At 69.5% G+C, this 25826-nt stretch carries 25 protein-coding genes and 1 pseudogene; 8 read left to right on the forward strand and 18 right to left on the reverse strand.

Features of this window, described 5'->3' with window-relative positions; translation table 11 throughout:
- The 4 genes and pseudogenes from ACK4IU_RS10715 to ACK4IU_RS10730 all read left to right on the forward strand — a co-directional run.
- Window positions 1–107: pseudogene (locus tag ACK4IU_RS10715) on the forward strand (phosphate ABC transporter ATP-binding protein); the annotation flags it as partial.
- Window positions 108–117: 10 nt separating this feature from the next.
- Window positions 118–819 (forward strand): phosphate signaling complex protein PhoU, encoded by a 702-nt coding sequence (gene phoU, locus ACK4IU_RS10720; RefSeq protein WP_409734795.1) that lies wholly within the window; start codon window positions 118–120, stop codon window positions 817–819.
- Between the two features lies 1 nt (window position 820).
- Entirely contained in the window at window positions 821–1513 is a 693-nt protein-coding gene (gene phoB / locus ACK4IU_RS10725; protein WP_149589640.1) for a phosphate regulon transcriptional regulator PhoB, read from the forward strand.
- Between the two features lie 335 nt (window positions 1514–1848).
- On the forward strand, window positions 1849–2253 hold the full coding sequence (locus tag ACK4IU_RS10730; protein ID WP_409734797.1) for a nuclear transport factor 2 family protein: 405 nt from the start codon (window positions 1849–1851) through the stop codon (window positions 2251–2253).
- On the opposite strand, the gene ACK4IU_RS10735 is transcribed toward ACK4IU_RS10730, so the two are convergent.
- Together ACK4IU_RS10735 and ACK4IU_RS10740 are read right to left on the reverse strand one after the other, a co-directional pair.
- Window positions 2250–3563, reverse strand: coding sequence for an aspartate aminotransferase family protein (locus tag ACK4IU_RS10735; RefSeq protein WP_409734799.1), 1314 nt, complete (start codon window positions 3561–3563; stop codon window positions 2250–2252). The genes ACK4IU_RS10730 and ACK4IU_RS10735 overlap by 4 nt on opposite strands.
- An 8-nt stretch (window positions 3564–3571) precedes the next feature.
- Complete coding sequence (locus ACK4IU_RS10740) at window positions 3572–4324, reverse strand: phosphotransferase (RefSeq protein ID WP_409734801.1); 753 nt, start codon at window positions 4322–4324, stop codon at window positions 3572–3574.
- Between the two features lie 543 nt (window positions 4325–4867).
- Here ACK4IU_RS10740 and hemP point away from each other — a divergent pair.
- Window positions 4868–5026, forward strand: a complete 159-nt coding sequence (hemP, locus tag ACK4IU_RS10745; protein ID WP_103256737.1) for a hemin uptake protein HemP — start codon at window positions 4868–4870, stop codon at window positions 5024–5026.
- Between the two features lie 72 nt (window positions 5027–5098).
- Here the strand turns inward: hemP and moaA are convergent, their stop codons facing one another.
- Window positions 5099–6100, reverse strand: a complete 1002-nt coding sequence (gene moaA / locus ACK4IU_RS10750; RefSeq protein WP_409734803.1) for a GTP 3',8-cyclase MoaA — start codon at window positions 6098–6100, stop codon at window positions 5099–5101.
- 86 nt (window positions 6101–6186) lie between these two features.
- Between moaA and ACK4IU_RS10755 the strand changes: the two genes are divergently transcribed.
- Window positions 6187–6654 (forward strand): hypothetical protein, encoded by a 468-nt coding sequence (locus tag ACK4IU_RS10755; protein ID WP_409734805.1) that lies wholly within the window; start codon window positions 6187–6189, stop codon window positions 6652–6654.
- Between the two features lie 62 nt (window positions 6655–6716).
- On the opposite strand, the gene nagA is transcribed toward ACK4IU_RS10755, so the two are convergent.
- From nagA to ACK4IU_RS10805, 10 genes are all read right to left on the reverse strand, one after another.
- Entirely contained in the window at window positions 6717–7871 is a 1155-nt protein-coding gene (gene nagA, locus ACK4IU_RS10760) for an N-acetylglucosamine-6-phosphate deacetylase (RefSeq protein WP_409734807.1), read from the reverse strand.
- A complete protein-coding gene (locus ACK4IU_RS10765) occupies window positions 7868–9244 on the reverse strand; it encodes a class II D-tagatose-bisphosphate aldolase non-catalytic subunit (RefSeq protein ID WP_409734809.1) in 1377 nt (458 codons plus the stop codon). Before ACK4IU_RS10765 ends, nagA begins: the two co-directional genes overlap by 4 nt.
- Entirely contained in the window at window positions 9237–10169 is a 933-nt protein-coding gene (locus tag ACK4IU_RS10770; RefSeq protein ID WP_409734811.1) for an ROK family protein, read from the reverse strand. The genes ACK4IU_RS10765 and ACK4IU_RS10770 overlap by 8 nt, the downstream gene beginning before the upstream one ends.
- Window positions 10166–11236 carry a tagatose-bisphosphate aldolase gene (locus tag ACK4IU_RS10775; RefSeq protein ID WP_409734812.1) on the reverse strand — a complete coding sequence of 357 codons (1071 nt, stop codon included), beginning with the start codon at window positions 11234–11236 and terminating at the stop codon, window positions 10166–10168. Before ACK4IU_RS10775 ends, ACK4IU_RS10770 begins: the two co-directional genes overlap by 4 nt.
- Before the next feature lie 229 nt (window positions 11237–11465).
- Window positions 11466–12473 carry an SIS domain-containing protein gene (locus ACK4IU_RS10780; RefSeq protein WP_409734814.1) on the reverse strand — a complete coding sequence of 336 codons (1008 nt, stop codon included), beginning with the start codon at window positions 12471–12473 and terminating at the stop codon, window positions 11466–11468.
- A gap of 88 nt (window positions 12474–12561) precedes the next feature.
- Window positions 12562–13704: a Gfo/Idh/MocA family protein gene (locus ACK4IU_RS10785; RefSeq protein ID WP_409734816.1), complete on the reverse strand. Its 1143-nt coding sequence runs from the start codon at window positions 13702–13704 to the stop codon at window positions 12562–12564.
- Window positions 13705–13719: 15 nt separating this feature from the next.
- On the reverse strand, window positions 13720–14817 hold the full coding sequence (locus tag ACK4IU_RS10790) for an ABC transporter ATP-binding protein (RefSeq protein ID WP_409734818.1): 1098 nt from the start codon (window positions 14815–14817) through the stop codon (window positions 13720–13722).
- A 63-nt stretch (window positions 14818–14880) separates the two neighbouring features.
- On the reverse strand, window positions 14881–16086 hold the full coding sequence (locus tag ACK4IU_RS10795; protein ID WP_409734820.1) for an ABC transporter substrate-binding protein: 1206 nt from the start codon (window positions 16084–16086) through the stop codon (window positions 14881–14883).
- 26 nt (window positions 16087–16112) lie between these two features.
- Entirely contained in the window at window positions 16113–16952 is an 840-nt protein-coding gene (locus tag ACK4IU_RS10800; RefSeq protein WP_409734822.1) for a carbohydrate ABC transporter permease, read from the reverse strand.
- A 4-nt stretch (window positions 16953–16956) separates the two neighbouring features.
- Window positions 16957–17883: a carbohydrate ABC transporter permease gene (locus tag ACK4IU_RS10805; protein ID WP_409734824.1), complete on the reverse strand. Its 927-nt coding sequence runs from the start codon at window positions 17881–17883 to the stop codon at window positions 16957–16959.
- A gap of 214 nt (window positions 17884–18097) precedes the next feature.
- Here ACK4IU_RS10805 and ACK4IU_RS10810 point away from each other — a divergent pair, with 214 nt between their 5' ends.
- Both ACK4IU_RS10810 and ACK4IU_RS10815 read left to right on the forward strand, forming a co-directional pair.
- Window positions 18098–18859, forward strand: coding sequence for a GntR family transcriptional regulator (locus ACK4IU_RS10810; RefSeq protein WP_409734826.1), 762 nt, complete (start codon window positions 18098–18100; stop codon window positions 18857–18859).
- Window positions 18856–20691 carry a beta-N-acetylhexosaminidase gene (locus tag ACK4IU_RS10815; protein WP_409734828.1) on the forward strand — a complete coding sequence of 612 codons (1836 nt, stop codon included), beginning with the start codon at window positions 18856–18858 and terminating at the stop codon, window positions 20689–20691. Before ACK4IU_RS10810 ends, ACK4IU_RS10815 begins: the two co-directional genes overlap by 4 nt.
- A gap of 45 nt (window positions 20692–20736) precedes the next feature.
- Here the strand turns inward: ACK4IU_RS10815 and ACK4IU_RS10820 are convergent, their stop codons facing one another.
- The 5 genes from ACK4IU_RS10820 to glmU all read right to left on the reverse strand — a co-directional run bounded on the left by ACK4IU_RS10820 (window position 20737) and on the right by glmU (window position 25824).
- On the reverse strand, window positions 20737–21408 hold the full coding sequence (locus ACK4IU_RS10820; RefSeq protein ID WP_409734830.1) for a DNA alkylation repair protein: 672 nt from the start codon (window positions 21406–21408) through the stop codon (window positions 20737–20739).
- Window positions 21405–21953 (reverse strand): pyridoxamine 5'-phosphate oxidase family protein, encoded by a 549-nt coding sequence (locus ACK4IU_RS10825; RefSeq protein ID WP_409734833.1) that lies wholly within the window; start codon window positions 21951–21953, stop codon window positions 21405–21407. The genes ACK4IU_RS10820 and ACK4IU_RS10825 overlap by 4 nt, the downstream gene beginning before the upstream one ends.
- Window positions 21954–22001: 48 nt before the next feature.
- Window positions 22002–22535, reverse strand: a complete 534-nt coding sequence (locus tag ACK4IU_RS10830; RefSeq protein WP_409734835.1) for a DUF3833 family protein — start codon at window positions 22533–22535, stop codon at window positions 22002–22004.
- 116 nt (window positions 22536–22651) lie between these two features.
- Window positions 22652–24469, reverse strand: coding sequence for a glutamine--fructose-6-phosphate transaminase (isomerizing) (gene glmS / locus ACK4IU_RS10835; RefSeq protein WP_409734837.1), 1818 nt, complete (start codon window positions 24467–24469; stop codon window positions 22652–22654).
- Between the two features lie 2 nt (window positions 24470–24471).
- Entirely contained in the window at window positions 24472–25824 is a 1353-nt protein-coding gene (gene glmU, locus ACK4IU_RS10840) for a bifunctional UDP-N-acetylglucosamine diphosphorylase/glucosamine-1-phosphate N-acetyltransferase GlmU (RefSeq protein WP_409734839.1), read from the reverse strand.
- Window positions 25825–25826: the final 2 nt, after the last annotated feature.

Consider the following 25826-nt stretch of genomic DNA (forward strand, 5'->3'; position numbering starts at 1 on the left):
CCTTCTTCCACCTCGGCCACCTGGTGGAATACGGCGACACCACCCAGATCTTTACCAATCCGAAAGACCCCCGGACCGAATCCTACATCACCGGCCGCATCGGCTAAGGAGCCCGAGATGAACACCGCGCATATCCTTTCCGCCTTCGACCGCGACCTCGAGGCCGCGCAGGCGCTTGTGATGCGGATGGGCGGGCTGGTCGAGACCGCGCTTCTGGACGCCGCCGAGGCGCTGGACACCCGCGACGAGGACCTGGCCGCCGGGGTCCGGACCGGGGACGCGGCCATCGACGCGCTGGAAGAGCAGATCAACGCGCAATGCGCGCAGCTTCTGGCGCTGCGCGGGCCGACAGCGGGCGATCTGCGCACGGTGCTGACGGTGATGAAGATCGCCGCGGCGCTGGAACGGGCCGGGGATTACGCGAAGAACATGGCCAAGCGGACCGCGGTCCTGTCGCAGATGGCGCAGGTCGCCGGCGCCTCGGGCTCGATCCGGCGGCTGGCCAAGGCGGTGGTGCAGATGCTGACCGACGCGCTGGACGCCTATATCCGCCGCGACGTGAAGCTGGCCGAGGATGTGCGCAAGCGGGACCGCGACGTCGACCAGATGTACAACTCGATCTTCCGCGAGCTTCTGACGCACATGATGGAGGACCCGCGCAACATCGGGCCCTGCATGCACCTGCATTTCATCGCCAAGAACATCGAGCGGGTGGGCGACCATGCGACCTCGGTCGCCGAGCAGGTGATCTATCTTGTCACCGGCGCGATGCCCGAGGACGAGAGGCCGAAGGTGGACAGCACGGGGACGGGGGTCTGAGATGGCGCGCAGCGGGCAGCCGAGGGTCTTGCTGGTCGAGGACGAACCCGCGCAGCGGGCGGTCCTGGCCTACAACCTGGAAGCCGAGGGCTTTGCGGTGACGCAGGCCGACAACGGCGAGGATGCGATCGTGCTGGTGGACGAGGAGGACCCGGACATCATCATCCTGGACTGGATGATGCCGAAGGTGTCGGGCATCGAGGTCTGCCGCCGGCTGAAGATGCGGCCCGACACGCGGTCGATCCCGATCATCATGCTGTCGGCCCGGGCCGAGGAAGTGGACCGGATCCGGGGGCTGGAGACGGGCGCGGACGATTACGTGGTCAAGCCCTATTCGGTGCTTGAGCTGATGGCGCGGGCGCGGGCGCAGCTGAGGCGGGTGCGCCCCTCGACCGCCGGGATGGTGCTGGAGCATGAGGACATCCGGCTGGACCCGGAAAGCCACCGGGTCTATCGCGGCGACAAGGTGCTGAAGCTGGGGCCCACCGAGTTCAAGCTGCTGGTCACGCTGATGGAGCGTCCCGGCCGGGTGTTTTCCCGCGAGCAGCTCTTGGATCTGGTCTGGGGGCGCGACATCTATGTCGATACCCGGACGGTTGATGTCCATGTCGGGCGGCTGCGGAAGAGCCTGATGCAGCACGGCGGCAGCGATCCGGTGCGCACCGTGCGCGGGGCGGGGTACTCCTTGGGTTAGTGTCCACGGTGGACATTTACTGAAAATCAATCGGTATCAATGGGTTGGTTGCGGGCGGTTACGTTCTGTCAACCATGTTCCGGGCCGGGTAGCGGGGCACTTTTCAGAAGGAGCGCCGCCGCGCGAGGCTTTTGTCTCGTCGTCGGGACTTTGCCCTCCTCCTCGGCTGACGAGGGGCGCTGCCCGTCGATCTCCCTAGGGTGTTTGCGCCAGTATGAAGAGCCTGTGCTTCGGGCCGGCCGGAACCTTTGGTGACGATATCTGGGCAAAGATGAAAGTCTTTGCGATCCGGTCGGGGCGGTGCAGTCTGGACTGGGGTCAACAGGGAGGGTCGGATGGTCTGGGGTGCGGAGCATGATGCGGTGCGGGCGGTCGTCGTGGACTACCTGGAGGGGATGTGCTGGGGTGATGAGGCGAAGCTGCGGCGGGCCTTCCATCCCGGCGCCCTGCAGGTCGGGCATTTCGGCGAGACCTATGAGTTTTTCCCGCTGGAGGAGTTCATCGCTTGGCTGAAGGGCGAGGAGACGGAAGTTGAGGGATCGCCTATCGTCGCCGAGCTTCTGTCCATCGAGGTGACAGGGAAGGTGGCGGTGGCGAAGCTGACCGACACCTGTTTCGGGACGGATTTCACCGATTACCTGGTGATGGTTAAGGACCGGCCCGACGCGCAGGGCAGGTGGCAGATCGTGACCAAGGCCTATCACGTCCACGCCGGGCGCGGGTTGCCGCCTGGCGTCTAGACCGTCGGCAGGAGGCGGTCGAGGGTGGTGAGGACCTGGTCGACGTCTGCAAGGCTGAAGGGGAGCGGCGGGCGGATCTTCAGGCTGTCGCCCCTGGGTCCGGTGGAACTGATCAGGATGTTGTGCTCGCGGAGCGCGTTGACGAGGCGGGCGGTGCGGGCAGGGTCGGGTTGGCCATCGGTCAGGATGGTCTGGCCGATGAAGAGGCCCGCGGCGCGGGTTTCGCCAAGGGATTCATGGCGTTGGGCGAGGGACTTCAGGCCTTGCGCGAAGGCTGCGCCCACGGTGGCGGCGTTCTGTTGCAGGCCTTCGTCGCGGATCACGTCGAGGACGGCGAGGCCCACGGCGGCAGCAACGGCATTGCCGCCGAAGGTGTTGAAGTAGCGCGCCTTGGTGCCGAATTCGGCGATGGTGTCGGGTTTCAGGACCAGACCCGCGAGCGGATAGCCGTTGCCCATTGGCTTGCCCATCGAGACCATGTCGGGGACGAGGCCGTGGCGCTGGAAGCCCCAGAATTGCGCGCCGGTGCGGCCGAAGCCGGGTTGCACCTCGTCGGCGAGGAAGAGGCCACCCCTGGCCCGGATCGCGGCGGCGGCGGGGGCCAGGAAGCCCTCGGGGTCAGGAAAGACGCCGTCGGAGGAGAAGATCGTGTCGACGATCAGGAGGGCGGGTCTGATGCCCTGTGCCTGCATCCGGTCGCAGGCGTCAGAGACGGCGGCGGCGAAGCCTTCGGCGATTCCGTCAGGGTAGTTTGCGGCGCTTGGCGCGGGGACCGGAAAGACGGTCGGGCCGGGGGCGACGGCGGGGCCGATCGACATGGACATTTCGGCGGTGGCGAGGGTGACGCCGTGGTAGGCGTTGTCGGTGACGATGACCCCGGTGCCGCCGGTGGCCGCGCGGGCGATGCGCAGCGCGAGGTCGTTCGCCTCGGACCCGGTGCAGGTGAACATCACGTGGGACAGCTCGGGCGGGAAGAGGGCGAGGAGCTGCTCGGCATAGGCGAGGATGCCGTCGTGCAGGTAGCGGGTGTGGGTGGCCAGCGTGGCGGCCTGGCGGGACAGGGCTTCGACAACGCGGGGGTGGCAATGGCCGACCGAGGCCACGTTGTTGTAGCAGTCGAGATAGCGCGTGCCGTCGGGGGCGTAGAGGTGGACGCCCTCGCCGCGAACGAGGTGGACGGGGGTTTCGTAGAACAGCCTGTAGGCGGGGCCGAGAGCTCTTTCACGGCGCCGGGCGAGAGCTTCGTCGGCGGGCGAGAGGTGCCCGGCGCCGGGGGTGTAGGCGTTGAGCATGGTGGTCTGGCGGGTCATGGGGCCGGTCATCTGGGCTGGCTTTCGCAGGCGGTGAGGAGGGTGGCGGCGAGTGTCTCGGGGTCGGTGAGCGCGTCGAGGCCCGCGCGGGAGGTGGGAGCGTTCCGCAGGATGTAGGGGGCGTTCTGCGGATACCGGGCTGCGCGCCAGGCGGAGATGGTAAGGGTGGTGACAAGGCGGGCGGTGATGAGGTCGGGGAGGAGGGCGATCTCCTGCGGCGTCAAGGGGGTGGCCCGGTGATAGGCCGTGGTGAGCGGGATCAGCAGCGCCGGCGGATCGGCGGGGTCGATCAGGTAGGAGGCGGCGACGGCGAGGTCGCAGACGCGGTGCGACAGCGTCATGTCGCCGAAGTCGAGGATGCCGGTGAGGCGGGTCGGCTCGGCAGGGTCGGCGAGGAGGTTGTGCGGGTTGAAGTCGCCGTGGATCACTTGGCGCGGCAGACGGTCGAGGGCGGGTGCGATGTCGCTGGCGAAGCGGGCGAGAAAGGCCGCGACGCGGGGTTTCAGGTCCTGGGGGAGGGCCCCCGTCAGCGGTGCGAGGTCTGTCGCGTTGCGGATGTCCCAGAGGAGGTGATGGTCGGCGGCCGGGTGGTGGAAGCGGGCGAGGGCGGCATCGAGTTGGCCCAGGGCGCGACCGATGGAGGCGGCGAGGGCCGGGGTGCGGGGGAGATGCGCGAGAGGGGTGCCGGGAAGCCAGGTAAGGAGGCGGAGGGCTCCGTCCGGGGTGGGGAGGATGTGGCGGCCGCCGCGGGTGGGGATCACGCGGGGGGTGGGGAGGTGGGGGGGGGGGGGGGCGGGGGGGGGCCTCGCGCTCGGCATGGAGGAGGGCCCGGGTCTGGAAGTCGGTGAGGTTGGCGGGTTCGGCGGGGTTGGCGAGTTTCAGGGTGTAGCTGGCGGTGCCGGTGTCGAGGCGGTGGTTCTGGTCGCGTTCGGAGGTGAGCGGGTGGAGAGTGCCGGTGAGGCCCCAGTGGCTTGCGACCAGCGCGGCGAGGGCCTGCGGCGGCACTAGCGGCGGGGGGAGGGAGAGGAGGCTTCCGGCGGGTTCCTGGGTCATTTGGCCCGCAGGATAAGGATTGGTGCGCGGGGGGCCAGCAGAATATGCGTTGACATGGTTGAGTATTTTAGTAAGGATATGTCGGCAAGCCCAGCCAGCCCGTTCGGGCACGCCCGGTGTGATCGTCATCTGGAGGTCGTCATGCCCGAACGCCGTGCCCCTTTGGGGATGTTTCCTGACCTGTCGAAAGTGGCCGCCCTGTTCCCCGGACCGGCTTTGGAAGCGCTGATCGCGCGGCTGGAGGTTCGGAGATGAACGCCCATGTAGAGCCGTGGCTGACCACGGATGCGACCCCGGTCCATGACGCGCGGGCCTTGACCGAGGGCGGATCGCTGGCGCGGATCGTGCTGGACGGGCAGGTCTATTCCCTGCGGATCACGCGGGCGGGGAAGCTGATCCTGACGAAATAGGGCGTGGCGGTCGGGCCGGGGGCAAAATCCTTCGAAGGATTATGCAAATCCTTACGAAAGGATTTGACCCCCTCAGCCGCCCGTGTGGCTCATGTGGCGGGTGATCTGGCCGGCGACCTTCTGGCGGCTGTAGTCGAAGTCATGGCCCTTGGGCTTGCGGGCGATGGCGGCGCGGATGGCATGTTCCAGGACCGCGTCGTCGGGGCTGGCGCGAAGGGGGGCGCGGAGGTCGGCCATGTCCTCTTGCCCGAGGCACATGTAAAGTTCGCCCGTGCAGGTCAGCCGCACGCGGTTGCAGCTTTCGCAGAAATTGTGGGTGAGCGGCGTGATGAAGCCGACCTTCTGGCCGGTCTCCTCCACCCGGACATATCGGGCCGGGCCGCCGGTGCGTTCGGCGAGGTCGGTCAGGGTGAAACGCTCGGCCAGGCGGGCGCGCAGGTCCTTCAGCGGCCAGTACTGGTCGAGGCGGAGGGGGGACATGTCCTCGCCCATCGGCATGACCTCGATGAAGGTGAGGTCGTGGCCCTGCGCGGCGCACCAGTCGAGGAGGGAGAAGAGCTCGTCCTCGTTGAAGCCCTTCAGCGCGACGGCGTTGATCTTGACGCGGAGACCGGCGGCCTTCGCGGCCTCGATGCCGTCGAGGACCTGGGGGAGGCGGCCCCAGCGGGTGATTTCCGCGAACTTCGCAGGGTCGAGCGTGTCGAGCGAGACGTTGATGCGCTTGACGCCGAGGTCGGCCAGCGGTTGCGCGAATTTCGCAAGCTGGCTGCCGTTGGTGGTGAGCGTGAGTTCCTTCAGCGCGCCGGTCTGAAGATGGCGCGACATCGCCTGAAAGAAGGTGAGGATGCCCTTGCGGACCAGCGGTTCGCCCCCGGTGATGCGGAGTTTCTGAACACCGAGGCCGACGAAGGTGGAGCAGAGGCGGTCAAGCTCCTCGAGGCTGAGGAGGTCCGCCTTGGGCAGGAAGGTCATGTGTTCCGACATGCAATAGGTGCAACGGAAGTCGCAGCGGTCGGTGACCGAGACGCGCAGGTAGCTGATGGCGCGGGCGAAGGGGTCGATGAGCGGCTGCATGGGGCGAACCTATGCCTGAGCGGCGGGCCGCACAAGTGCGCGAGCGACGATTGCGGCAGGGGAAGCGGCGGGATAGCCTTCCGACCATGAGACAGATTGCAATCCTGACCGTTTTCGCCCTTGCCCTGTCGGGCTGTGCCCTTCTGCAGCCGCAGGGAGGGCCGAAGGCGGCGGCCACGCCCGCACCTGCGCCCGAGGCGGCGCCGGCGGTCGCGACGACGCCGCTCGGCACGGCGCGGGCGGTGAGTGCGGCGGCGCTGGACAAGACCACGGCCGAGGAGAAGGCGGCGGCGCTGGCGGCCCCGGCCAAGGGCGGCGAGCGGGAGCTTGGCAAGGTGGTCGTGGCGCTGGGGCCGCCGGCCGAGCAGGGGATCTGGCTGTCCTCGGCTCTGGTCAAGGAGAAGGCGCAGGGGCGGATCGTGACGGCCGAGGGCAAGTCGCTGGCGGTGGAATTGCGGCCGGGGACGGGGGCGGCGCTGCTGTCGCTCGCGGCGTTCCAGGCGCTGGGGCTGGGGCTGACCTCGTTGCCCGAGGTGACGGTCTTCGGTCCCTGACCCACGCGACCGGGGGTTTCACCCCCGGACCCCCGAGAGTATTTGGCAAAAGGGCAAGCAGGTCAGGCGGGCTGGGTGGCCAGGTGGTGGGCAAGCGTTCCGGTGACCTGCCAGTTCGCGTCGAGGATCAGGAGGTCGGCCGCCGCGCGCCGTTCGGGGCTGGCGAGCTCGGGCCGGCCAAGGAGGCGCGCGGGGGCGGAGACGGCCATGTCGAGCGCGGTGTCCGGCGCGGCGCCAACGGCGGTGATGAGGCGGCGCAGGCCCTCGGCCATGGTGACATGGGCGCCGGCGAGCGAGCCTTCGGCGTTCACGAGGCGGCCGTCCTTGAGCCAGATGTCGCGGCCGTAGAGGCGGAAGTGGTCCGAGCCGCCGACGGTGCACATGGCGTCGGACACGAGGAACATCCGGCCGGGCAGGGGGCGGGCGCGCAGGGCGAGGCCCACCATTTCGTCCGCGACATGGATGCCGTCGCAGATGATGCCGGCATAGGCGGTGGAATTGATGCAGGCACCGGTCACGCCGGGGGAGCGGTTCAGCATCGGCGACATGGCGTTGAAAAGATGGGTGAAGCAGGTCGCCCCGGCCTCGAGCAGCGCCCGGACGTCGGCGGCGGTGGCATCGGAATGGCCGATCGAGACCACGGCACCGGTCGCGGCGAGGCGAGACACGTCCTGCGGGCTGGTGGTTTCCGGGGCGACGGTGATCTTGACGAAGATCCCGGCCTCGCGCAGGCGGCGCACATGGGCGAGCGTCGCCGGCTCGAAGGGGCGGATCCATTCGGCGGCATGGGTGCCGCGGCGGGGCAGCGAGAGGTGCGGGCCTTCTATGTGCAGACCGAGGAGGCTGCGGTCGGGCCGGGGTTCGGCGAAGGCGGCGAGCGTGGCCTCGACCGCGCGGGCCAGGACCTCGGGCGCGTCGGTGATGACGGTGGGCAGGATGCCGACGGTGCCGAAGCGGCGATGCGCGGCGGCCATGCGGTGGAGCGCCTCGGGCGACTGGTCGTTGTTGAGGAGCGCGTCGCCGCCGCCGTTGACCTGGAGATCGAGGAAGCCGGGGGTGAGCGTGCCCGCCATGCGGCGCACGGGGGCGCCGGGGGGCGGGTTGTCGGCCAGGGTCAGGCTGCGGTCGCCCGCGACCCCGAGCGCGGCACCGGGGCGAAGCCGCGTGCCGTCGTAGATCGCGTCGGGCAGGATCCAGAGGTCGGGTTGGGCGGTCATGGCCGGGATCCCGTGAAGAAGTAGGGGCGCAGGGCGGTCTGCACCCGGGCGAGCGCCAGGGCGCGGGGCAGGGAATGGCGGCTTTCGCGGGCGAGGGCAATCTCCTCTGCGCGGAAATGGGCGGCGAGCAGCGGATCGGGCAGGCGCCTGTCGTCGAGGTCGGCCAGCAGGCGGGCGACGGCCTGCTCAGCCGCGGGGGCGGGCCAGTAGTAGCGGATGCGGTCGGCCAGGCCGAAGTGCCGTTCGGTCCGCGAATCGGCGGTCTGGCCGTGGACATGCGCCTGCCAGTGGGTGGGGTTGGCGAGCATCACCGCCTCCATCGTGTCGGGCAGCGAGGGGCCCGAGGCCCAGCCGTTCTGGGCGCGGATCGTGTCGAGCGCGTAGAGCGCCTCGCGCCAGGCGAAGGTGAGCGCGGGGCCGACCTTTTGGAAGGCGAAGCCCAGTTCGGCGAGGCGGGGATAGGCCGCGGGGTGCTGGTAGTCGGTCGAATGGGCCTCGAGGCAGAGGCCGGGCCAGTCGGCGAGCGCCGAGAGGAGACCGGGGTCGCGGGCGAGGGGGAGGTGGTGCACCTCCATCGGCGAGAATTCCACGCCCGGCTGGACGACGAGGCCGCCGATCCGGTCGAGGGGGATGCCCTCGGCCCGGAAGGCGTCGCGGTGGGCAGCGAGGGTGGCCGCCGCGCTTTCGGGGGTGGTGGGCGGGATCTGCCCATGGTCGTCGGCGCGCGCGCCGCCGCGGGGGTGGCCCGGGCCGGGCCGGGGTCGGGGGGGGGCCGGGGGGGGGGCCGCGGGGTTTGCGGGGGGGGGGGGGGGATGCCCCCCCGGGGGGCGCGCGCGCGCGCCGCCGGGGGGCGGGACCTCGGTCCCGATGACGAAGAGGAGTGCGGCGGGATCAGGCGCATGGGCAAGCGCGGTGGCGGCCAGCGCGGCGGAGCGGGTGGCGGTGACGGCATCGGGAAGCTGGGGGGAGTCTCCGGCGCAGCCTTCGGAGCAGTCGAGGTGGATCTTGGTGAAGCCTGCGGCGGCATAGTCGGCGACCATCCGGTGGGCCTTGTCCATCGCCTGTCCGGCGGGCAGGTGCCGCCAGGCCTGGGGGCCGAGATGGTCCCCGCCGAAGAGGAGGCGCGAGGGCGACACCCCGGCGCGGGCGGCGATGTCCCAGACGAAGCCGATGAAACCCGCCGGGGTTAGTCCGGTATAGCCGCCGTCCTGGTTGACCTGGTTCGAGGTGGCCTCGACGACGAGGGGCTGGTCGAGCGCCTCGGCCAGGGTGAGGGAGGCCTCGAGCGCCTGCGCGTGGGCGGTGCAGACAGAGGGGATGGCGATGGCCTCTCCGGCCCGGTTGCGGGCGATGATCCGGCGGAGGTCAGGCATGGGCGGTCTCCTGTCCGGCCCCGGTCAGGGCATGGAGGGCCGCGCCGCGCGCGCCGGAGGCGTCGCCGCCCTGGGCCAGGCGGATCGCGGGGATCGGGAAGCCGCGGAGCGTGGCGGCGGAGAGGCGGCGGGTGAGGTCGTCGGTCAGGCCCGGCGCGCGTGAAAGGCCGCCGCCGAGGACGATGACCTGGGGGTCGAGGGTGAGGCAGAGCGTCAACAGGAACTCGGTGGCGAGGTCGAGCCAGATTTCCCAGGCGAGCGCGAAGGCGGGGGTGGCGGCGCGGCCGGCGACGATGGTTTCGGGCGCGAGGTCCTGGCCGGTCAGATGTGCCGCGATCCGGGAAAGGCCGGGGGCGGAGAGGTAGGTTTCCGCGCAGCCCTCGCGCCCGCAGCCGCAGCGCAGGAGCGGCAGGTGATGCGCGACCACCGGGCCGGCGGCGAGGGGGAAATGGCCGAACTCGCCCCCGGTGGCGGCAGGCGAGGGCAGGAGGCGGCCGCCGGTGACGACCCCGCCCGCGACGCCGGTGCCGAGGATCAGGCCGACGGCGGGATCCGCGTCCCGGGCCGCGCCGAGCCGGGCTTCGGAGAGGGTGAGGGCGCGGCAGTCGTTGATCCAGGCGACGGGGCGGCCGGCGGCGGCGGCGAGGTCGGCGGGGAAGGGCTTGCCGGTGGCCGGGAGGTTCGAGGTCAGCGCAAGGCCGGTCGCGGGGTTGACGAGGCCCGCAGCGGAGATGCCGATGGGCAGGCCGGGTGCCTGGGCGTCGCACCAGCGGATCGCCCCGGCCATGGCGGCGAGGAGGCCCGCATAGTCCTTCGGCGTCGGCCAGCGGTGGCGGGCGGCAAGCTGCCAGTCCGGGCCGAAGACCTGCGCCTCGATCTTGGTGCCGCCGAGGTCGATGCCGGCAGAGATCGGGGCTTCGGTCATGGCGTCACCGGGTGGAGCTTCACGCCCGAGACGACGCGGGTCAGCGTGCCCTGGCCGGCGAAGGGGTCATCGACGTTCAGGCCGAGGGCGTCGGACCAGGTGACGGCGAGGATCTGGGCCAGCGCGACGTAGAGGGGCGCGGACCAGAGGTCGTCGAAGTCCGGGGGCAGGTCCGGGGCGGTGATGCGGCTCGTCGGGAACTGGGCGCGCAGTTCGGCGAGGAGATCCTCGTCATAGGCGCGGGCATGGGGATCGGCGGAGCGGAAGAGCCAGAGGTCGGTTTCCCCCACCGTGAAGCTTTTCGGCCCGTGGCGGAAGCCGAGAGACGAATCCCAGAGCGCGGGGATGCGGCCGGCGGACAGCTCCATCACCTTCAGCGCGGCTTCGCGGGCGGCGAAGGCGAGGGGGCCGGTGCCGAGGAACACGGCGCGGGCGGGACGGCGGGCGGCCGCTGCCTCGGCGCGGAAGCCGGGCAGGAGGGCGGCGAGGCTGTCCGCCAGGGCGGCGAAGCGCGCGGGGGTGGCTTCGGGCGCGAGGCCCGGGTCGAAGAGGGCGGCGGCGGTCAGGAGCATGGTCGAGAAGCTGGAGGTCATCGCGAAGCCCTGGTCGTGGGTGGCCTCGGGCAGTGTGATGACCCTGGCCTTGGGGTCCCGGCCGAGGGCGGACTGGGCGTTGCAGGTGATGTGGAGGCGCGGCCAATGCGGGGCGAGGGCGTCGAGCGCGGCCTGGAGGCCGATGGATTCGGTCGAGTTGCCGGAGCGCCCGAAGCTGACGATCAGTTTCGGGGCGCCAGTCAGGTAGGCATGGGGGCGGGCGACGATGTCGGTCGTCGGGACGGCACGGAGGCGGGGGCCCCGCTGGCCTGCGTGGCGGCCTTCGAGGCCGGCGGCGAGGATGTCGCCGATATAGGCCGAGGTGCCGGCGCCGCAGAACCAGACTTCGTCGGAACCGGTGCCGGCGATCCGGCGGCGCAGGTCGGCGACGGGCAGCTGCGCGCCCCAGTCGGCCCAGATCGCGGGCTGGGCGAGGATCTCGCGGAAGGTGGCGTGGCGGGTCAGGTCGGTCATGTCCGGTCTTTCTGCATCGGTCGGGTGCCCCCCACCCCCGGCCCCTCCCCGCGAGGGCGAGGGGAGGCGCGGGACCGGAGGCGGCAGTGCGGGGTGAGGCGGCGGGCAGATTGCGCGCCTGCGGCGCAAGCCTTCTGTCTCGCCTCTGGCCTGCGGCCAACCGGCTCGGCGCGGCCTCCGGCGGGAGTATTTGGCAAAGGGCAAATGGGCCGTGCGATGCGGGGAGCGGTCATCGGGTTTCGGTCACCTTGGAGAGCGTTGCCGGGCGGTCGGGGTCGTGGCCGAGGGCGAGGGCGGTTCGGAGGGCGAGGGGGTAGGTGAGGCAGAGGAGGACCGCGGCGGCGGCGGCGGGGGTGAGGCCGGTCGCGCCGGCCTGAGAGGGGCGGAGGCGGAACACGGTGCCGCCGGCGGCGCGAAAACGGGTCTCGGCGGTGTCGAGGCTGTCCTGCACCTCGGCCTGTTCGGTGTCGAGGATCAGGATGAGCAGCGGGTTGGTGACGAGTTGCAGCGGGCCGTGCAGGACCTCGGAGGAGGAATAGGCCTCGGCATGGAGCGCGCAGCATTCCTTGAGTTTCAGCGCCAGTTCCTGCGCCGCGCCGAAGCCCGTGTCGCGGCCGATGACATAGACATGGGAGGCGCGCAGGAGGGCGGCGAGGAGCGCGCGGGTCTGCGGCAGTTCGCGCCCTTGAAGAGCGGCGACGGCCCGGGCAGAGGCCGCAGCGCGGGGGGCATAGGCGGGCACCAGTGCGGAGAGAAGCGCCATGCCGCCGGCGATGGCGCCGACCACGGACTTGGTGGCGGGAACGGCGCGTTCCGGTCCGGCGCCGATGCGGAGCGTGGTGTGCGCCTCGGCCTCGACCGGGCTGTCGGGGGCATTCGTCAGCGCAAGGACGGTGGCGCCCATCGCCTTTGCCCCCCGGGCGGAGCGGACCAGGTCGGGCGAGGCGCCGGATTGCGAGACGACGAGGACCGCGCTGTCCCGCAGGCTGACGCCGCGACCGAGCGAGAAGATCGAGGGCGGCAGCGAGGTCGCGGGCAGGCCGGCTTCGCGCATGAACTCGTAGGACAGGATGTTGGCGGCAGCGTCCGAGGAGCCGCGCGCCACGGTGTAGATCGCGCGCAGGGCGGGGAGGTCGGGCAGGGCGACGGGTTGCTCGACCGAGGCGGCGAAGACGGCGGGGGCCTCGGCGATCTCGCGCGCCATGTGCTGGCCGGCGTCGGGGGAGAGGTCGATCATGGCGGTCATCCGGATGCGGCCCCCCACCCCCAGCCCCTTCCCACGGAGGGGGAGGGGAGGCGCGGGGCGTTGAGGTCGGGAGCAGGGGTCATGGGCGCAGCCCGTGAGCGTCGAGCTGTGCCCAGGTGTCGGTCAGGTCCAGGATGCGGCCGGTGATGCGCGCCTCGTCCAGCGCGAGCGCGGCGATGCCGGCCTCCATCGCGTCGAGGATCGAGACGGGCAGGCTGTCGCGTTCCCCGCGCAGGTAGGCGGTGATGTCGCGGCACATGAGCTGGTCGGCGCCATAATGCGCCCCCTTCATGGCCGTGCCCTGGGTGTAGTCGTGGTCGGCGAGGCGGCGGCCGTCGCGGGCGGTGACGCGCAGGAAGCCGCGGACGAAATCGCCTTCGGCCATGCCATGCGTGCCCATCACGCAGAAGCGGCGGTGTTCGTCGGGGACGTTGAGGTTGGTGTGGAAGGCGAGGGAGGCGCCGGTTTCGTATTCCAGGATCGCGGTCTGGAAATCCACGATGTCGCCGTCCGAGGTGAAGGGATCGTCGGTCGCCTCCCAGACGGATTTCTTGACGTGGAAGATCTCGGCCTCGGCATTCGAGCGGGGCGCGTTGGCGGGGACGAAGCTCTTGCGGCCGCCGAAGCTGGCCACGCGGCGGGGGCGCGAGCCGGTGACCATGTTGTAGATGTCGAGGTCGTGGCAGCACTTCTCCAGCATGAAACCGCCGGCGAGGCCGGTCTTGCGCCGCCAGTCGCGCATGAAGAAGGCGCCGTGGTAGGGGCCGATGTGTTCGTTGGCCTCGAGGGAGGTGATGTCGCCGATCCAGCCTTGCGCCATGGCGGCGCGCAGGTCCACCATGTGCTGCGAATAACGCAGGACGAGGCCGACCATCGCGCGGTTGACGCCGCCGTGGACGGCGAGGAGGCGGGCGAGTTCGAGCGTCTCGGCGATCGAGACAACCACGGGCTTTTCGGTGAAGACCTGCACCCCGGCCTCGAGCCCGAGGCGGATCTGGTCGAGGTGGAAGACGTTCGGCGAAAAGACGCAGTAGAGGTCGGGGCGGGCGTCCGACAGCATCGCCTCGACCGACGGATAGCGCGGGGTGTCCTCGCCGATCATCGACAGATGCGTGGGCTGCGGGTCGTAGTAGCCGACGACTTCGGCCTCGGGCATTTCCGCCTTCAGCGTGGTCAGGACATGGCCGGCCCGCAGGCCGATGCCCGAGGTGACGATACGCATCGCTTTCTCCTTCGGTCAGGCGGCGAGAGCGGGTGCCTGCCGGCGCCGCAGCACGCGACCCTGGGCGTCGAAGACATGGGCGTCGGAGGGGGCGAAGGTCAGGCCGACCTCTTCGCCCTCGTGGACGGCGGTGTCGCCGGGAAGGGCGGCGCAGAGCTTCAGCCCGTCGCCCATCATCCCGTAGGCGATGGCGGTGCCGCCGAGCCGTTCGAGCACCCGAAGCCGCATCGCAAGGCCCTGGCCGAGCGCGAGGTTTTCCGGGCGCAGGCCGACCTCGACCCGGTCGCCGGCGCAGGTGGTGCCGGGATCGACGGGCAGGGTCATCTGCGCGCCGCCGTGGAAGGCGACGGTCACGCCCTCGGCCCCGGTGCCGGTGACGGTGGCGGGGATCAGGTTCATGTTGGGCTGGCCGATGAAGGTGGCCACGAACCGGGTCGCGGGGTGGTGGTAAAGCTCCATCGGGGTGCCGAACTGTTCGATCCGGCCCTTGTTCAGGACGACGATCCGGTGGGCCATGGTCATCGCCTCGACCTGGTCGTGGGTGACATAGACCATGGTCGCGTCGAGGTCGCGTTGCAGGGCAGAAAGTTCGACCCGCATCTCGCCGCGCAGGGCCGCGTCGAGGTTCGAGAGCGGTTCGTCGAACAGGAACACCTTGGGATTGCGCACGATCGAGCGGCCGATGGCGACCCGCTGGCGCTGGCCGCCCGACAGCTGGCCGGGTTTCAGCGAGAGCTTCTCGGTCAGTTGCAGGATCTCGGCCGCGCGGGCGACCTTGGCCTTGACCTCGGCCTCGGGCAGGCGGGCGACGCGCAGCGGGAAGGCGATGTTCTCGAAGATCGAGAGGTGGGGATAGAGCGCATAGCTTTGAAACACCATCGAGATGCCGCGGTCCACAGGGGCGGCGTCCGAGACATCCTGGCCGTCGATCAGGATGCGGCCGGAGGTGGCGGCCTCGAGCCCGGCGATGATGCGCAGAAGGGTGGACTTGCCGCAGCCCGAGGGGCCGACGAAGACCACGAATTCCTTGTCGCGGATCGCGAGGTCGATGCCGGACAGAACCTTGTGGGCGCCGAAATCCTTTGTGATGGAGGCAAGGTCGAGCGTGGCCATGGGCGTCTCCGGAAGGCTTTGGGGGGGGGGGGGCCGCAGTGTGTGCGGCCCGCCGGGTCGAGGTTACTGGATCGCCTTGATCCCCTCGGCCGCCTCGGTGACGGCGGCGTCGATGTCGGTGATCTCGCCCAGCAGCACGCCCTGGATCATGTTGGTGAACACCGCCTGCAGCGAGGCGAAGTTGTACACCATGGGCTCGGGCTTGCCGGTCGGGGTCGTCGCGAGGAACAGCTGCCATTCCGGGGCGTTGTAATAGAGGTCGGCGATGCCCTGTTCTTCATACTTCTGGATCGGCGGCAGGCCCCATTCCTTGTCGAGCCCGTACTGCGATTTGCCCGAAGTCAGGTGCGCGGCCAGCTTCATCGCCTCTGCCTCGACGCCCGAGCCCTTGAACACGGCGATCGAGTCGGTGATCAGGATCGAGCCCGAGCCGCCCGAGGGTCCGTGCGGGATCGGGCCGGCCTTGAAGTTCCTGGCCACATGCTGGCCCATGCCCCAGGGGCCGGTGACATACATGCCGATCTTGCCGTCCTCGAACAGGGCCTGGAGGTTGCCGCGTTCCAGCGCGGTCGCGCCTTCGGCCATCACCGGCACGAGGTCGGCGTAAAGCTGCAAGGTCTCGCGCGCAGGCACGTCATCGAACTTCACCTCGCCGGTGACGGTGTCGATCACCGTGCCGCCGTTCGAATACATGAAGTCCAGGAACATGTGCATCGTGTTGTCGAAGTCCTTGCCCGCGATGCCGATGCCGGCGACGCCGGTCTTTTCCTTGATGGTCGCGGCGGCGGCCTTCATCTCGTCCCAGGTCTCGGGCACCTTGCATTCGAGGCCCGCCTGTTGGAACAGGTCGCAGTTCACGAACATCGCCTTGTTCGAGAAGGCATGCGGGAAGCCCCAGCGCTTGCCGCCGTCCTCGACGGTGGACAGGATCCCCGGCTGGTAGGCGGCTTCCTGTTCCGGGGTCAGTTCGATCGGCAGGATCTGGTCGGCCTTGGCCAGCTGTTTCAGGAAGCGCGAGCCGATGTAGGCCAGCGCCGGCGGGTCGCCCGCCGCGGCCATCTGCATGGCCTTTTCCGAGCAGGTGCCCCAGGGCAGGAATTCGAGGTTGACCTTGATGTCGGGGTTCGCGGCCATGAATTCGGCCACCGAGTCCTTCTCGGCCTGCCGTTCGTCGCCGCACATGATGTAGTGCACGTCCTTGGCGAGTGCCGGCAGGGCGGTCGCGCCCATCAGGACGCCGGCGAGCGCCAGTCTGTTGAATGTGGTCATGGTTAGCCTCCTTGTTGATCGGTCTGTCATTCTTTCACCGCCCCCGCCGTCAGACCGGCGACGAGGTAGCGTTGCAGGAAGAGGAACACGAGAAGGACGGGCGTGATCCCGGTCAGGGCGGCGGCCATCATCATGTTCCACTCGACGTTCTGGTAACCGATGAACTGCAAGAGGCCGACTGGCAGCGGGTGCAGGTTGCCGTTGGAGTTGAAGGTCACGGCGAAGAGGTATTGCTGGGCGTAAGCCGTGATGAACACGGTCGTCGCCACCACCACGAGGCCCGGCCCGGCCAGCGGCAGGATCACCCGGCGCAGCGTGTAAAGCCGCGAGGCGCCGTCCATGAAGGCGGCTTCCTCCATCTCTTTCGGGATCTTCTCCAGATAGCCGCGCAGAAGCCAGATGCCGGTCGGGATCAGGAAGGCCACGCCAGGGATGATCATCGCCCAGTAGGTGTTCAGAAGCCCGAGCGTGCGCATCAGCTTGTAGAGCGGGATCAGGAGGACGGCGCCGGCGAACATGTTGACCGACAGGAACAGGCCCAGCGACTGCGTCTTGAACGGAAAGTCGAGCCGCGCATAGGCATAGGCGGCGGGCACGATGACGATCATCGCGATGATGGTGACGGTCGTTGCAATGAAGATCGAGTTCCAGATGTAGCGGCCGAGGAGCGGCACGCGCTCCCACATCCGCGTATAGGCGTCGAAGCTGAAGTCGTCGGACCAGAACTGGTAGGGCGCGCGGAAGATGTGGTTCAAGGGCTTCAGCGAGGTCATGAACATCTCGAAGAAGGGCAGGAGGATGAAGGTCAGGAAGACCGCGATCCCGAAGTAGATGCCGATCTTCTGGAGAAGGGTGTAACGGTCCATCATCCTACTTCACCCCGTACTTGCGGTTCACTTTGCCCAGCACCCACAGGTAGAGGAGGCTGAAGAGGGCCAGCATGATGACGATGATCACCGCCCGCGCCGCGCCTTCGCCGAATTGCAGGTTGGCGATGGCCACCTTGTAGGTGTCGATGATCATCGTCGTGGTCCCGCCGCGCGGGCCGCCCTGGGTGAGGATCCAGATGATCTCGAAGCTGTTGAAGGTCCAGATCGCCGACATCAGGGCCATGGAAACGATCACCGGCATGATCTGGGGAATGGTGATCCGGCGGAAACGGTACCAGCGGCTTGCGCCATCGACCCAGGCGGCCTCGTAAAGGTCGCGCGGCACACCCTGCATCGCGGCGAGGAAGAACAGCGTCACCATCGGCGTGCCGACCCAGGCATCGGTCACGATGGCCGACCAGAAGGCCGAGGTCTTGTAGGCGAGGAAGGCGAAGGGGCCGTCGGTTATGCCGATCTTCTGCGCCACGCCCGATATGATGCCGAAGTCGCCGTTGAACAGCCACAGCCAGCCGAGGCAGCCCATGGCGATCGGGATCACCCAGGGCGGCATGATGAGGATGCGGAACAGCGCCTGGCCCGGCACCACCGCCATCAGTAGGCTGGCCCCGATCAGGCCGAGGACCAGCTTCAGGCTGACCGAGAAGAACATCCAGACGAAGGTGCGGAGGATGATCTCGCCGAACTTGCCGCCCTGGAAGAGCTTTTCGTAGTTGGCGAAGCCCACATACTCCTCGCCCGCGAGCGAGGCGTTGGTGAAGGACAGCCGGATCGTCTCGACCAGCGGCCAGGCGACGATGATGGCGATGAACAGGATGGCCGGGGCGATCAGGATCCAGGCGAAAGCGCGGTCGGACAGCGCGCGGCGGCGCACCCGTTCCTGCCGTGTGGTGCCCAAGGCCATGGTCATCCGGTCCCCCCTTTCCGCGATGCCGGCATGGGCGAATCGCGCTGTGAGGCCGACCATACCAAAAAATCGCGATGATGCTACCAATATAATACCAAATGGGCGGAAAAATCGGACCAAGGCCCGTTTTTCGCTTGTTTTCTGGCGGTTGATCGGCGCATGATGCGATTGGGGCCGGATTTGGTCTCATCCGTTTGATACCAATCCGGGGGCGACGATGGACGACGACCTTGCGCTTTTCCGCCCCGAGGCCTGGTTCCGGGCGGGCCGCGGGCCGCGCTACGAACAGCTTTACCGCCACCTGTCGGCCGCGATTGCGGCGGGCGAGCTGGCGCCCGAGACGCAACTGCCCCCCGAACGCGACCTGGCGCTGATCGCGGATGTGAGCCGGGTCACGGTGCGCAAGGCGGTCAGCCAGCTGGTGGCCGAGGGGCTTCTGGAGCAGCGGCGCGGGGCGGGCAGCTTCGTGCGCGCGCCGCAGCCCAAGCTGGAACATTCGCTGTCCGCTCTTCTGTCCTTCACCGAGTACATGCGCCAGCGCGGCAAGACCTCGTCCAGCCGCATCCTGCGCCGGGGCATCTTCCTGCCGACACCGGACGAGATGATGGCGCTGGGCCTCTCGCCCGGCGATCGGGTGGCGCGGGTCGAGCGGTTGCGCTTTGCCGACGACACGCCGCTGGCGCTGGAATGGTCCTCGCTGCCCACCGACATCCTGCCGGAACCCGAGGCGGTGGAGACCTCGCTTTACGATGTGCTGCGCGGGATGGGCAGGGCGCCGACGCGGGCGGTGCAGCGGATCACGGCGGTCAACCTGACGGCGGCGGATGCGAAGCTCTTGCAACTGCCCGAGGGCGCTGCGGTGCTGCGGATCGACCGGACGGCCTATCTGCCCACGGGCCGGCCGATCGAGTTCACGCGCGGCCTCTACCGCAGCGACATCTACGATTTCATCGCCGAACTGAGGCTGGACGCACCATGAGCCTGACCTTCTCCGCCCGAATCGACGGGCGCCGGATCCGCTGCAAGATCGGGACCGACCGCCCGCTGGCCGCGCCCACCTTCTGCTTTTCGCTGATGGCCGCGCCGGCGGTGGTGTCGGGCGGCACGCTGGTCCGGCGGGTGGCGGGCTATGCCGAGGTGGCCCTGCCGGACCTGGAGCCGGGCCAGCCGCACGAGGTGGTGCTGGAACATGCCAATCCCGACTATGCCCCGCGCAACCGCGCCTGGCTGCCGCTCGGGGCCTATCTGCGGGTCGGGCGGGACTGCCTGCCGCTGCCGCCGGGCAACGATCTGGGCCTGAGGACGGCCGAGGCTCCGCCGGCGCCGCCCCTGGCCCCGGACCGCCTGCCGCTGGTGCCGCAGCCGACGGAGTGGCACCCATCGGGCGGGAGCTTAGAGTTTGCCGCGCTTGCCCCGGTGAGGGGGCTTGAGGCGGTGGACGCGCTCGCCGCCCGGCTGGGCCTTGCTCCGCTTTTCGCGCCGGGCGGCGTGGCGCTGACGGTGGAGAAGGACGCGACCCTCGGCCCCGAGGGCTATCGGCTGTCCCTCGGGCCGACCGGCCTGTCGGTCGCGGTCGGCGGGCCGGCGGGGTTGCATCATGCTGGCGTCACGCTGCTGACCCTGCGCGAGACCTGCGGGGGGCGGCTGCCCTGCGGCACGATCACCGACCGCCCGCGCTTCGGCTGGCGCGGGCAGCATCTGGACTGCGCGCGGCATTTTTTCGGGGTGGAGTTCATCCTGCGGCTTCTGGACCTGATGGCGCTTCTGAAGCTGAACCGGTTCCACTGGCATTTCGCCGATGACGAGGCCTTCCGGCTGGAGGTGGAAACGCAACCGCTGCTCTGGCAGCGCACCGCCTTCCGGGGCGAGGGCGAGCTGGTGCCGGGCGTCTTCGGCGGCGGCATCCGGGCGGGCGGCAGCTATTCGCGGGCCGATGTGGCGCGTGTGCTGGCGCGGGCGAAGGCGCTGCGGATCGAGGTCCTGCCCGAGATCGAGGTGCCGGCCCATTCCCACGCGATGGTGAAGGCCGTGCCGGGCCTGCGCGACCCCGGCGACAACGGCGGGGAGGTCTCGATCCAGGGCTATCTCGACAATATCGTGAACCCGGCCATGTCCGCGACCTGGGACCTGCTGCTGCCGCTCGCGCGTGAGGTGGCGGGGATGTTCCCCATGGGCCTTCTGCATCTGGGCGCGGACGAGGCGCCGCCGGGGGCCTGGGGCGGATCGCCGGCCGTGGCCGCGCTGAAGGCGCGCGAGGGGCTGGAGAGAGCCGACGACGTGCAGGGCTGGATGCTGGCGAAACTGGCGGCCGCCCTCGGCCGCGACGGGATCCGCGTCGCGGCCTGGGAAGAGGCGGCGAAGGGCTCTCAGGGCGGCATCGGCAACGGGGCGCTCCTGTTCAGCTGGAAGGGGCAGGGGCCGGGGGTCGAGGCCGCGCGGCGCGGGCATGACGTGGTGATGTGTCCGGCGCAGAACGCCTATTTCGACCTGGCCCATACCGACGACCCCGACGACTGGGGCGCGGCCTGGGCGGGCTTCGTGCCGCTGGAGCGGACCGTGGCCTGGGATCCGGTGCCCAAGGGGGCCGAGGACATCGCCCCGCGTGTCGCCGGGGTGCAGGCCTGTTTCTGGGGCGAGTTCACCACACGGGACCATGAGGCCGAGGGCATGATCGCCCCGCGCATCCTGGGGGTGGCGACCAAGGGCTGGGAACCCGCGGGCCGCACCGATGGCGCCAGCCTGCGCGCCCAGGCCGGAGCCTATGCGCCCCTGTTCGACCGGATCGGCTGGCAGCGGCACCGGGGGGCCTGAGGGAGGCTCGTCGATGGCTTCGCCACTCCTCGCCGGGGGGCGTGGTCAGTCGGGCAGGTGCCGCGCGGCCTCCTTGCGGGCGAAGGCCTTCAGCCGGGGACCATGCGCGGCAAGGAAGGCGCGGGTCGCCTCGGCATCGTGTTTCGAGAGATCGCGCAGCCACCAGGCGACGGCCTTCTGGATGAACCAGTCCGGGTCCGAGGCCAGCGTCGCGCACCAGCCCAGCACGCGGGACCGGATCGCAAGGTCCTGCGTCTTGGGGAAATTCTGCTTGGTCCAGGGCAGCGTCATCACCAGCGCCGCCCGGCGCGTCCACATGTGCGGGCTGGCGACCCAGCCCTCGACCGTGTCGAGCCGCTCCGGGTCGGCCACCAGCCGTTTCTGACCGGCGATGCTGGCATGGTCGGCGATGGCCCAGGCGTCGAAATCGGGCACCCAGGTTACGATCAGCTCCCAGGCCGCCTGATCGGGGCGGATGCGGGCCTGGGTCAGAAGCTTTGCCGCCGCGACCCGCGCCTCATGGATGTTCGTCCGCCAAAGCCCGGCCGCGAGCGCGATCCGGTCGTCCAGCGTGAGCTCGGCCCGCCAGCGGTCGGTCAGTTCGGCGATCCGGGGCACGGGGACGCCCAGATAGGGCCGGTCGGCCTTGTGATAGGCCTGCATCTCCGCGGCCTTCGCCGGATCTGCGAGCGCCTGCAACTCTGCGAGCGGCGTCACAGGTTGGCCTCTATCCCGGTCGGCAGGCCGTCGATCGTCTGCCGGTTGCGTTCGTCCCAATAGCTGCGCAGACCCTCGGCTCCCTTGGCCGTCGCCCAGTCGCGCAGGACCGGCCGGTCCGCGCGGAAGTCCATGAAGGGCACGGCAAAGCCGCAGGAGGACTGCACCAGATCGACCGCCACATCGACGATCTGCCGCGCGCCGGGCTGGTCGGGCAGCTCGGCCGCAAGGCCCGCCCAGTCGGAATCGCCGTGGTGCACCGCCCGCCCCATGCCATAGGCGCGCAGGATCAGCGGCCGCACGGTGAAGCTGCACCACATCAGCGTGATGCGAGGTTCCAGCGCCAGATGCGCCGCCGTCTCGTTGCCCGAGCCGGTCAGGTTCAGCCAGAGGATCCGGCACGGCGACAGGACGCGCAACGAATCCATACCCTTTGGCGACAGGTTCACTCGCCCGTCCGGCGCGGCGGTGGCGACGAAGAAGAGATGCTGCTCGGCGATGAAACCGATCTGGTCGGGTTGCAACTCGCTGTATCGCTTGCCCATGGGGTCCTCCGCCAGGGCAGAGTGCCAGCCGGGCGGGGAAAGGGCAAGTCAGCGGCGGATCACGAAGCGGACCGAGGCGACGGCGATCCCGGCGCGGGTGACGACGGCGTCATTGACGATGCTGCCGTCGGGAAGCCCGTAGAGAATATCCTCGAATCCCAGGCGGTTGACGCCGGAAGGTGATCTGAAGTCTGCGGTGTAGGACAGGCGGATCACGCCGTTCTCCTCGATCACCCTGGCCTCGCCCACCGTGTCCTCGCGCTTGCCCGTCCAGCGACCGGGACCGGTTTCGCGGAAGACCCAGGTCAGGCGATCCTTCTGGCCGTCGTCATAGGCGAAGTCCTCGACCACGGTCAGGACGCGGGCGCCCTCGCGGCCCTTGACGGTGCCGTTCAGCCGTGCGGTGAAGCGGCGTTCGTCGCCGGTGAGCCAGACCCGGAAATGGCCGCGGCCGCTGGTGCGTCCGGTAAAGGCCGAGACCAGGGTGATCGGCGGGCCGGCGGTGGGCGGCGCGGCGGGCGTGGTGGCGCAGGCGGCGAGGGGCAGGGCGGCAAGGCCGAGAAGCAGGGTTCTGCGCTGCATGGACGGGCTCCGTTTGACATGGATACGCCGCCCATGCCCGACTGGATCAGGCGCCCGGACCCGGGCGCGCGGAGCCCGTGCGGGCTCCGGACCGATTTCCGCAGGAAATCGGCGCCCTACTCCACCGTCACCGACTTGGCCAGGTTGCGCGGCTGGTCCACGTCCGTGCCCTTGGCGACGGCGGTGTGATAGGCCAGAAGCTGCGCCGGCACCGCATAGAGGATCGGCGCCCAGACCGGCTGCACCCCCGGCAGGGTCAGGGCCTTCCAGCTGCCCTGACCGGCCTCGGCCACGCCTTCGGCATCGGACAACAGCAGCACCTTGCCGTTCCGCGCCATCACTTCCTGCATGTTCGACACCGTCTTGTCGAACAGCGCATCCTTCGGGGCCAGCACGATCACCGGAACGTCCGCGTCGATCAGCGCGATGGGGCCGTGCTTCAGTTCGCCCGATGCATAACCTTCGGCGTGGATGTAGCTGATTTCCTTCAGTTTCAGCGCCCCTTCCAGCGCCAGCGGGAACATCGGGCCGCGGCCGAGGAACAGGATGTCCTGCGCCTTGGCCAGATCTTCTGCCACCCGCGCGATCGGGTCGGACAGCGCCAGCGCCGCGTTCATCAGACCCGGCACCGCGCGCAGGCTGTCGAGCCTTGCGGCAAGGTCGCGCGCGTCGATCCGGCCGCGATCCTGTGCTGCCTTTAGCGCCATCAGCGCCAGCACCGACAGCTGGCAGGTGAAGGCCTTGGTCGAGGCGACGCCGACCTCGACCCCCGCTAGGATCGGCAGGGCCAGATCCGATTCGCGCGCGATCGAAGAGGTGGGCACGTTGATGACCGAAACCACCTTGGCGACCTTGTCCTTCACATGGCGCAGCGCGGCCAGCGTGTCGGCGGTCTCGCCCGACTGGCTGACGAAGATCGCCATCGAGGCCGGCGACAGGACCGGATCGCGGTAGCGGAATTCCGAGGCGATGTCGATGTCGGCGGGCAGGCCGCCGATCTGCTCGAACCAGTATTTCGCGACGTGGCAGGCATAGGAGGCCGTGCCGCAGGCGACCAGCGTCACCCTGTCGATCCCCTTGAAATCAAGGGCTTCGGGCAGGCGCAGCACACCATCGGCCGTGGTGTAGTGCTTCAGCGCATCGGCGATGACCACGGGCTGTTCAGCGATTTCCTTGGCCATGAAATGCTTGTAGCCGGCCTTTTCGATCCGCGTCGCATCCAGCTGGATCCGCGTCTCGGCCCGGTTGGCGCGGCGGTTCTGCGCGTCGTAGATCTCGGCCCCGGCGCGGGTGATGACGGCCCAGTCGCCTTCCTCCAGATAGGTGATCCGGTCGGTCATCGGCGCAAGCGCGATGGCGTCCGAGCCCACGAACATCTCGCCCTCGCCCCAGCCGATGGCGAGCGGCGAGCCCTTGCGGGCGGCGACCATCAGATCGTCGTGCCCGTCGAAGAGGAAGCAGAGCGCGAAGGCGCCGTGCAGGCGGGAGAGGGTTTCCTTCGCGGCCTCGACCGGCGATGCGCCCCGGTCCATTGCGCGCTTGACGAGGAGGACGACCGTCTCGGTATCGGTCTCGGATTCCTGGACATATCCGTCCGCGGCCAGTTCGGCGCGCAGCTCGCGGAAATTCTCGATGATGCCGTTGTGGACGACGGCGACGCCGCCCGCGCGGTGCGGATGCGCATTGCTGACGGTGGCCGCGCCGTGGGTTGCCCAGCGGGTATGGCCGATTCCCGCCTTTCCGGCCAATGGGTTGTGGACCAGAAGGTCGGACAGGTTCACCAGCTTGCCAACCGCCCGGCGCCGATCCAGCCGCCCGTCGTTCACGGTGGCGATCCCGGCGGAATCATATCCGCGATATTCCAGCCGCTTCAGCGCCTCGACCAAGAGAGGCGCCGCCTCGTGATTGCCCAATACCCCTACAATACCGCACATTTCTAATGACCTTTCGCCTTCGCAGCCTTGATGGCCTTCAACTTTTCGAACATCCGGGTGGCAAGGCCCGGTTTCGTGACCTGCCGGGCGCGGCCGATGGCCACGGCCTCGGGCGGCACGTCCTCGGTGATGACGGATCCGCTGGCCGTCAGCGCGCCGTCGCCCACCGTGACCGGCGCGACCAGCATGGTGTCCGAGCCGATGAAGGCGCGCTTGCCGATGGTGGTGCGGTGCTTCATCACCCCGTCGTAGTTGCAGGTGACGGTGCCCGCGCCGATGTTGCTGTGTTCGCCGACATGGGCATCACCGAGATAGGTGAGGTGGCCGACCTTCACGCCTTCGTCGAGGATGGCGTTCTTGATTTCCACAAAGTTGCCGACATGCACGTCCTCGGCCAGTTCCGCGCCGGGTCTCAGCCTTGCAAAGGGGCCGACGGTGGCGCCGCGGCTGATGTGGCAGCCCTCCAGATGGCAGAAGCCCTTGATCTCGGCGCCGGATTCCACGGTGACCCCGGGACCGAAGATCACGTTGGGGCCGATCACCGCGTCGCGGCCCACATGCGTATCCAGCGCGAAGAACACGGTGTCGGGCGCGGTGAGGGTGACGCCGTTCTCCAGGGCGTCCGCGCGGGCGCGGGCTTGGAAGGCGGCCTCGGCCTCGGCCAGTTGCGCGCGGGTGTTGACGCCCAGCGTCTCGGCCTCGGGGCAGAGGACGACGCCGGCCGAGAGGCCGCGCTTGCGGGCCAGCTCGACGATGTCGGTCAGGTAGTATTCGCCGGCGGCATTGTCGTTGCCGACCTCGGCGATCAGCGAGAAGAGGGTGCGCGCCTCGGCGCAGAGGACGCCCGAGTTGCAGAGGGTGATCGCGCGTTCCGCCTCGGTGGCGTCCTTGAATTCGCGGATCGCCAGCAGCTCGTCTCCTTCCGTGATGAGCCGGCCATAGCGGCCGGGGTCGCGGGCGTGGAAGCCGAGGACGACGACGGCGTGACGGGCGCGGGCGTCGAGCATCGCGCGCAGGGTCTCTTCGCGGATCAGGGGGGTGTCGGCGTAAAGGACGATGGCCTCGCCTTCGGCCTCGCCCAGGAGCGGGGCTGCCTGGGCCACGGCGTGCGCGGTGCCGAGCTGCGGGTCCTGGACCACGGTCTCCACCGCCTCGTCGAAGGCGCGGGCCGAGGCCGCGACCGCCTCGCCGCCGTGGCCGGTGACGGTGACGATGCGGGAGGGGTTCAGGCTGCGGGCGGTGGCGAGCGCGTGGTGGAGGAGGGGGGCGGCGGCGACCTGGTGGAGGACCTTGGGCAGGTCGGAGTTCATCCGGGTGCCCTGCCCGGCGGCCAAGACGATGACTGAAACCTGCATTC

This window comes from Tabrizicola flagellatus, from assembly GCF_046295235.1.
GTDB lineage: Bacteria > Pseudomonadota > Alphaproteobacteria > Rhodobacterales > Rhodobacteraceae > Tabrizicola > Tabrizicola flagellata_A.

Bases quoted from the DNA above. Each gene is read 5' to 3' on its own strand.
- phoU (WP_409734795.1), top strand. From the start codon at position 118: ATGAACACCGCGCATATCCTTTCCGCCTTCGACCGCGACCTCGAGGCC.
- phoB (WP_149589640.1), top strand. From the start codon at position 821: ATGGCGCGCAGCGGGCAGCCGAGGGTCTTGCTGGTCGAGGACGAACCC.
- ACK4IU_RS10730 (WP_409734797.1), top strand. From the start codon at position 1,849: ATGGTCTGGGGTGCGGAGCATGATGCGGTGCGGGCGGTCGTCGTGGAC.
- ACK4IU_RS10735 (WP_409734799.1), bottom strand. From the start codon at position 3,563: ATGACCCGCCAGACCACCATGCTCAACGCCTACACCCCCGGCGCCGGG.
- hemP (WP_103256737.1), top strand. From the start codon at position 4,868: ATGAACGCCCATGTAGAGCCGTGGCTGACCACGGATGCGACCCCGGTC.
- moaA (WP_409734803.1), bottom strand. From the start codon at position 6,100: ATGCAGCCGCTCATCGACCCCTTCGCCCGCGCCATCAGCTACCTGCGC.
- ACK4IU_RS10755 (WP_409734805.1), top strand. From the start codon at position 6,187: ATGAGACAGATTGCAATCCTGACCGTTTTCGCCCTTGCCCTGTCGGGC.
- nagA (WP_409734807.1), bottom strand. From the start codon at position 7,871: ATGACCGCCCAACCCGACCTCTGGATCCTGCCCGACGCGATCTACGAC.
- ACK4IU_RS10765 (WP_409734809.1), bottom strand. From the start codon at position 9,244: ATGCCTGACCTCCGCCGGATCATCGCCCGCAACCGGGCCGGAGAGGCC.
- ACK4IU_RS10770 (WP_409734811.1), bottom strand. From the start codon at position 10,169: ATGACCGAAGCCCCGATCTCTGCCGGCATCGACCTCGGCGGCACCAAG.
- ACK4IU_RS10775 (WP_409734812.1), bottom strand. From the start codon at position 11,236: ATGACCGACCTGACCCGCCACGCCACCTTCCGCGAGATCCTCGCCCAG.
- ACK4IU_RS10780 (WP_409734814.1), bottom strand. From the start codon at position 12,473: ATGATCGACCTCTCCCCCGACGCCGGCCAGCACATGGCGCGCGAGATC.
- ACK4IU_RS10785 (WP_409734816.1), bottom strand. From the start codon at position 13,704: ATGCGTATCGTCACCTCGGGCATCGGCCTGCGGGCCGGCCATGTCCTG.
- ACK4IU_RS10790 (WP_409734818.1), bottom strand. From the start codon at position 14,817: ATGGCCACGCTCGACCTTGCCTCCATCACAAAGGATTTCGGCGCCCAC.
- ACK4IU_RS10795 (WP_409734820.1), bottom strand. From the start codon at position 16,086: ATGACCACATTCAACAGACTGGCGCTCGCCGGCGTCCTGATGGGCGCG.
- ACK4IU_RS10800 (WP_409734822.1), bottom strand. From the start codon at position 16,952: ATGGACCGTTACACCCTTCTCCAGAAGATCGGCATCTACTTCGGGATC.
- ACK4IU_RS10805 (WP_409734824.1), bottom strand. From the start codon at position 17,883: ATGACCATGGCCTTGGGCACCACACGGCAGGAACGGGTGCGCCGCCGC.
- ACK4IU_RS10810 (WP_409734826.1), top strand. From the start codon at position 18,098: ATGGACGACGACCTTGCGCTTTTCCGCCCCGAGGCCTGGTTCCGGGCG.
- ACK4IU_RS10815 (WP_409734828.1), top strand. From the start codon at position 18,856: ATGAGCCTGACCTTCTCCGCCCGAATCGACGGGCGCCGGATCCGCTGC.
- ACK4IU_RS10825 (WP_409734833.1), bottom strand. From the start codon at position 21,953: ATGGGCAAGCGATACAGCGAGTTGCAACCCGACCAGATCGGTTTCATC.
- ACK4IU_RS10830 (WP_409734835.1), bottom strand. From the start codon at position 22,535: ATGCAGCGCAGAACCCTGCTTCTCGGCCTTGCCGCCCTGCCCCTCGCC.
- glmS (WP_409734837.1), bottom strand. From the start codon at position 24,469: ATGTGCGGTATTGTAGGGGTATTGGGCAATCACGAGGCGGCGCCTCTC.
- glmU (WP_409734839.1), bottom strand. From the start codon at position 25,824: ATGCAGGTTTCAGTCATCGTCTTGGCCGCCGGGCAGGGCACCCGGATG.